The 6,200-nt window shown below is 54.1% G+C and carries 5 protein-coding genes; 2 read left to right on the forward strand and 3 right to left on the reverse strand.

The features are described 5' to 3' along the window. On the forward strand, positions 1–426 hold a 426-nt coding region (locus ACI9KD_RS16590; RefSeq protein WP_414982281.1), incomplete at its 5' end, for a sensor histidine kinase. Between the two features lie 11 nt (positions 427–437). Here ACI9KD_RS16590 and ACI9KD_RS16595 read toward each other — a convergent pair. The 3 genes from ACI9KD_RS16595 to ACI9KD_RS16605 all read right to left on the reverse strand — a co-directional run bounded on the left by ACI9KD_RS16595 (position 438) and on the right by ACI9KD_RS16605 (position 5,326). Beyond that, a complete protein-coding gene (locus ACI9KD_RS16595) occupies positions 438–785 on the reverse strand; it encodes a DUF3127 domain-containing protein (protein WP_414982282.1) in 348 nt (115 codons plus the stop codon). Positions 786–1,268: 483 nt separating this feature from the next. Continuing rightward, on the reverse strand, positions 1,269–3,464 hold the full coding sequence (locus ACI9KD_RS16600) for a PQQ-dependent dehydrogenase, methanol/ethanol family (protein ID WP_414982283.1): 2,196 nt from the start codon (positions 3,462–3,464) through the stop codon (positions 1,269–1,271). 140 nt (positions 3,465–3,604) lie between these two features. Continuing rightward, positions 3,605–5,326: an N-acyl-D-amino-acid deacylase family protein gene (locus tag ACI9KD_RS16605; protein ID WP_414982284.1), complete on the reverse strand. Its 1,722-nt coding sequence runs from the start codon at positions 5,324–5,326 to the stop codon at positions 3,605–3,607. A 248-nt stretch (positions 5,327–5,574) separates the two neighbouring features. Between ACI9KD_RS16605 and ACI9KD_RS16610 the strand changes: the two genes are divergently transcribed. Then, positions 5,575–6,012 (forward strand): cupin domain-containing protein, encoded by a 438-nt coding sequence (locus ACI9KD_RS16610; RefSeq protein ID WP_414982285.1) that lies wholly within the window; start codon positions 5,575–5,577, stop codon positions 6,010–6,012. The last annotated feature ends 188 nt before the right edge of the window (positions 6,013–6,200 follow it).

The following is a 6,200-nucleotide window of genomic DNA, read 5'->3' on the forward strand; positions in this document are numbered from 1 at the left end:
GAGATCCGGCGCGTAGCTCCTCACCGCCTCCATCATTCGGCCGGCGGATCGCACGGTGAGAAGTGGCGGCGCGTCCTTGGGTCTGTAGGCCGAGTGCAGTCGGACTATTCGGTCGGCATGCTTGAGCAGGTGCTTATCAATCTCGTCCAGAATGCCCAGCACGCGCTGCGAGAGCGGTCAGGGCCTCGGTTGCTAGTGCGAGCAAGGCTTAACCGGCGCCGTAATATCTGTATCGACGTTATCGACAACGGCCCAGGTATATCCGGCGAGCTGAAACGGAAAATATTTGTGCCCTTTTTTACGACAAAACGTGAGGGGAGCGGCGTTGGCTTGGCACTGAGTCGACAAATCATGATCGCTCACGGCGGATCAATATCTATTGCGGATGCTGACCCCCAAGGCGCAATGTTTACCCTGACGTTCTAGCTCAAGCTCTCTTAAAAGGGTATGTCGTCCTCAAAATCAGAGGGGTTAGGGTAATACTGCTCTGATGGCGGGGGTGGTTCTTCGGTATTGCTTCCCAGTTGAGTGACCTTCCATCCCTGAAGATTGTTGAAGTACCGGCCGTTGTACTCCCGGCCACGAATATCAAATGTCACAGTTACTTCCTGCCCTGGCTCAAGAGCATCAAGCAAAGCTGCCTTGTCTTGGACAAACTCGAGATTGATTTCCTGGGGATATTTTCCATCTTCGACAACCACCACCATTTCTCGTTTGGTGAATCCACTGTCAAATGTCTTTGGATCCTGGATTAGCTTTACCTTTCCAGTTAACTCATATGCCACGCAGCTGTCTCCGGTTTGATCGTCGATCGATAAGTCTTCTCGAAATGATCGACACAATGAATAAGTGTCAGCAAACTAACTCTTCGTAATGCGTTCGCCAAGTTGATTCCGATAAATTTGTTAAATTGACTGATTAGTGGCGGATTAAAGACCTGGAATCTCTTGCATGACATCTCACCTCAATGGACTTAGGAGAGTTGGGGGAATCTAGAGCTTTGGGACGCGGAAGTGACCGATCCTTTGGAAATCGTCTCCAGCTGCAATCGCTTGAGAGTCATGGAGACCAATAAGACATCCTGGCATTCGGTAAATCCGGTGATAGCTCGCCAGAATCGCTGTTGTGTTAGCAACGATTACTTTTCAAAAAGCTCACCCGATGGTTCGGGCTATTATCACGAGACCTCTTTTCTTGGCCGCCCCAACCAGGCTCTTCGACGCGCCTGGGGGCGCTGTGATAATTTTCTGAGGCAAGAGCCTATCGTGTTAATCAACACCTCTGATGTTCATGTCGGCACGCGCCTGACTGACCACATAGGCACGGATTGCTTCCGCGTCTTCGTTAGTCAAATACTCTGCAAAAGACACCATGCCGTTTTTTGCAAGGATTCCATCGATTACCACGCTGTTCCATGCATCGGCATTTGCCGTAATAGGCGACCAGCGCAAATCAGGCAAGACCCCGGAGCTTGCTGCAAAGGGGCCGTGGCACACCAGGCAGTTTCTTGCGTAATGAACCAGTCCTTCACGGAGCATCTCCTCGCTGCCAAAAGCGACGGCCAGGGTTGAGCGATCTACCTGGGGTAGGTCCGGCTCAGCGATGCTCTTGGTGCCGCCAAGCTTGAAGGTGACTACTTTTCCAACCGTGGGGGCGAGCGCTTCATCGTAGGCATACCCTGCGGTGAGCGCATAAAGCGAGCCCCAGCCTGTAGTGATGGTGACGTACTGCGTATTGTCTATAGAAAAGGTCGCAGGTCCCGCGTTTGCACCGGAGTGCAGGTCGTAAGACCACAGTGCTTCGCCCGTTGCGGCATCGTAGGCCACGAACACACCGTCCAGTCGACCCTGAAAAACCAAGCCGCCTGCTGTCGACAGTACGCCGCCATTCCATGCGTTGGCGTGTTCTACCGACCAGCGCGCCTCTTGCACCTTGGGATCCCAAGCGATAAGTCGTCCTTTTAATGCCGCTCGCGCAGCTTTCAGGTCCGCAGGGCTCAAAATCGGTGGTGTGCCTGCCGCAAAGTCTGCTCCGGTATTCCATGCAGTTGAGCCGGCGGAAAAGCGGCTGTCCTCGGCGTAGGTGGCGGGGATTTCTTGTGCCGGTATGTACGCCAGCTCCAACTCGGGGTTGTAGGCCATGGGATGCCAGTTGTGAGCGCCTGAAGGCCCTGGGAGCAGTGTTACCGGATTTTTTCCGTAGCGCGCGCCTTCGGCTTCTATGGGTCGCCCATTCTTATCAAGGCCTGTGGCCCAGCTAACAGGGCCAAAAGCCTCACCGGATATAAACTCACCGTTTGTGGCATTGATGACATAGAAAAACCCATTTTTTGGCGCTTGCATCGCGACCCGCACAGGCGATCCTTCATCACCCAGGGGTAAGTCAGCAAGGATAATGCTCTGTGTGGCCGTATAGTCCCAGTTGTCGCCAGGCGTTGTCTGAAAATGCCAACGATACCGACCGGTATCTGCATCGACAGCAACAATGGAGGACAGAAAGAGATTGTCACCGCCTGCTGGATCGCGGAAGTTACGGTTCCAGGGAGAGCCGTTGCCGACACCGAAAACGATTTGATCATTGACGTCGTCATACACAATGGAGTCCCAGACAGTGCCACCACCGCCGTCGGTGACCCAGTGGCCGTCGTCGCCCCAGCTATCGTTGCCTAGCTTTGCAAAGACCTCGTCGGAGATTTCGTTATCGGGCTCTTTGTTGGGATTTGGCACAGTGTAGAAACGCCAGACTTTATCACCACTGTTTGCATCATAGGCGCTGAGATAGCCGCGGACACCTAGCTCGGCGCCACCGTTGCCGATCAGTACCTTGCCGTTGACTACGCGCGGGGCGCCGGTGATTGTGTAGGGCTTGCTCTGGTCTACGGTGACAACGCTCCAGTTACGCTTGCCGGTAGCCGCGTCGAGTGCCTCGAGGCGTCCGTCGATCACGCCGACAAATACCTGACCTTCGTAAACCGCAACGCCGCGATTGACCACGTCGCAGCAGGCATTCACGCCAACCGCCTTGTCGACCTCGGGGTTGTATACCCAAAGCTCTTTACCTGTTGCAGCATCCAGTGCATACACAAGCGACCAGGCCGAGGTGACGTACATCACGCCATCCACAACGATGGGGGTGGACTCGACGCCCCGATTGGTCTGTAGATCATAGGTCCAGGCGACGCCCAGATTAGTTACTGTTTCGCGGTTCAAAGCCGTCAGCGAGGAGTGCCGTTGCTCGTCATAGCTGCCACCGTAAGTGAGCCACTCGTCGCTAGCGCCGGTGTCAATGATTCGCTGCGTAGTCACTGCCGCGAACGCACTTTTATCGGGGCTGACTTGCGCTGCGCTTTCGGTCGAAGACTCAGGTTTTTGTTCTGAGCAGGCGCCCAGTATTGCCAAGGCGGCCAACAACATGAGTGGTCGCCCCAAGGCAGGCACTTTTCTGAGTCTTGAGATCATTCGCATAAGGTCATCTTTATAGTTGTGGTTGTTAATATGACTTGAGTTCTGAGTGTAGTGCGGCCTCAAAGCTATGTACAACTCGCTGGAGCGCAAGCTGCATAGAAGTCAAAACAAGCCTTCGCAGGTTCAATGGCGGCAAGTTATTACTGATACGGAACAGGTATTACGGGTCCAGCAAAACCGGGGCCGCGGACAAATCGTCCAGGCAAGGCGTCAGTATGTTTCCCGTCGCGAAGCACTATCGCTCCATTTACGACCACATCGCGTACTCCGGTAGCCAACTGGTGCGGGTTCGCGAAGGTCGCGTGATCCACAATGGCGGCGGGATCGAACACGACGATGTCCGCATAGTTGCCGGGCTTTAGTATGCCGCGGCCCCGGAGCTTGAGGTTAGCCGCCGGGAAGCCGGTGAGACGATGGATTGCCTCAGGAAGAGAGATAAGTTGTTCATCACGGACGTAACGCCCTAAAAGTCGCGCGAAGTTGCCGTAACCTCGCGGATGCGGATTGCTGTTGAGGAATACGCCCTCGGGCGCCATAGATCCTGAGTCTGAGCCAAAGGCCATCCATGGGAGGGTGATTTTGCGACGGACGTTATCTTCATTCATGAGGAAGTACACAGTACCCACGCGACTACCGTCTTCGATGACCAGGTCCATCATGGTATCGATGGGACTCTGCCCGCGATCCTTGGCTACCGCGGCCAGAGTCATGCCGGTGTACTTGCGTAAGTCTGGATTACGAAAACTCGTTAGTAGCAGCTTTTCGGCATCGCCAGCCTCAGCGTAGAGGTTTTCCCAGTCATCACCGGGGGTCGAGATTTCCTGTCGCAAACGTTCACGAATTTCTGGGTCTGCCAAACGCTGGGCCCATGCCTCATAGCCACCTTCTTGCACCCAAGGCGGCATGGAGGCATCAAGCCCCGTCGCACCGGCGGTATAGGTATACATGTCAGCGGTAATATCCAGACCTCGGGCGCGAGCCTCCTCGATGCGCGTGATAGCCGTCTCCAGCTTGTCGTGATTAGTCACACCGGCTGCCTTTAGATGGTAAATCTCGGCGCCAATGCCCGCTTCGTCAGCAATGCGAATCAATTCATCGATGGCTTCTGGAAGCTTGGCAGATTCGCTGCGCATGTGGGAGATGTAACGACCACCGTACTCGGCGGCCACCTTGCACAAAGCGATTAACTCCTCGGTGCTGGCATAAAACGCGGGAGCATAGATGAGCGAGCTTCCGACACCCAGGGCACCTTCTTCCATTGCCTCACGCACCAGCGCCTGCATGCGCTGTAATTCCTCTGCGGTGGGAGGGCGGTCTTCAAAGCCTATCTCGTGAATACGCAAAGTAGTAGCACCGACGAAGGAGGCCACGTTAGTCGATATGCCTTTATCCTCCAGATGTTGTAGATAACCTCCCAGCGTGCGCCAGGAGATGTCGTAACGAATATCGCTTTGACGCTGCAGTGCTACCGTTTTGAGCCGATCATTCACAGGCCCCATAGACCAGCCTTCGCCCATCACTTCAAGGGTTACACCTTGGCGAATGTCACTAAGAGAGCGGCCATCCTCTATGAGATCCTCGGTGGCCCAACTGAGCATGTTGATAAAGCCCGGGGCGACCGCAAGCCCCGTGGCATCAATCACCGTGTCAGCACCTCCGAGTCCCCAGCCCATGGCGACAATTTGATCATCGCGTATGGCGATATCCGCAACCACAGGGTCCCGACCGGTTCCATCGTAGATGGATCCTCCGCGAATGAGGAGGTCGAAATCACCGGCGTTAGCCGAGCCTGCGTGGAAGATAAAGCTTAAGACAATAGATAGAAGCGACAGGCCAATGAACGGTGAAGGAACTGACTTCATAGGGCTCACACCATGAGGAGGGCGGATGAGATAAGAGGCCGTCGAGTGTGCCGTCAGCGAGTTTTTGATACAAGCGCCGCTTTCTCCCCTGAAAAACGTGCTCACGATTTCCTGCATCTTGCCCCTATGGTGATTCTTGGGAGAACTAGGGCATTCTGCCGACGAGCATATGTGATGCGGCATCTAGGCTAAACTGCTCGAAGTATTAGGTGAGCAGCATAGATAATAGCTAAAGGAGCAATTCAATCATGGATCATCACACTTTTGACGATAGTCAAATTGATTGGCGTCAGCTAGAGGGTATTGAACACCTGCATTACCATATTCTGGATGTCGACGCGGACCAGCAGATCGTTGATGTGTTACTGAAATTTGAGGCCAATGAAAGAATAATTTTGCACCGCCACACAGCGCTCAATCACATGCTGGTCATCCAGGGTGAGCATCGTCTCTATGAGCCTGATGGCAGTTTGAAAGAAGTGCGGCCCACCGGTTGCTATACCGTTAGTCCGGCCAGTGAGGAACCCCATTGCGAAGGCGGTGGTGATCAGGACGTGGTGATTCTCTTTAGCATTCGCGGTACCGACGGCACCATGTATGAGTTCTTGGATGATGCGCAGAATGTGGTGGGCTCCTTCGGCATGAATGACTTCAAAGCGCTATATGACGGAGCGGCTGCTGCTTAGTAGTGTCATTCGCGTGCAAATCACCAGCTGAATATAGCTTGGCGAGTGTTATTGACGGATCAAGTCGGGTGACGGCTTAAGCCTCTGTTGTAGATGTGGCAGGCATCAAAAAGTTAGCTTGTAGTTAGCAAAAAGGAGTGAATGTGCGACCCATCCCCATCCGTGTCATTTCCGCTGTCGGTATCTTT

Source organism: Congregibacter sp., from assembly GCF_047617445.1.
GTDB lineage: Bacteria > Pseudomonadota > Gammaproteobacteria > Pseudomonadales > Halieaceae > Congregibacter.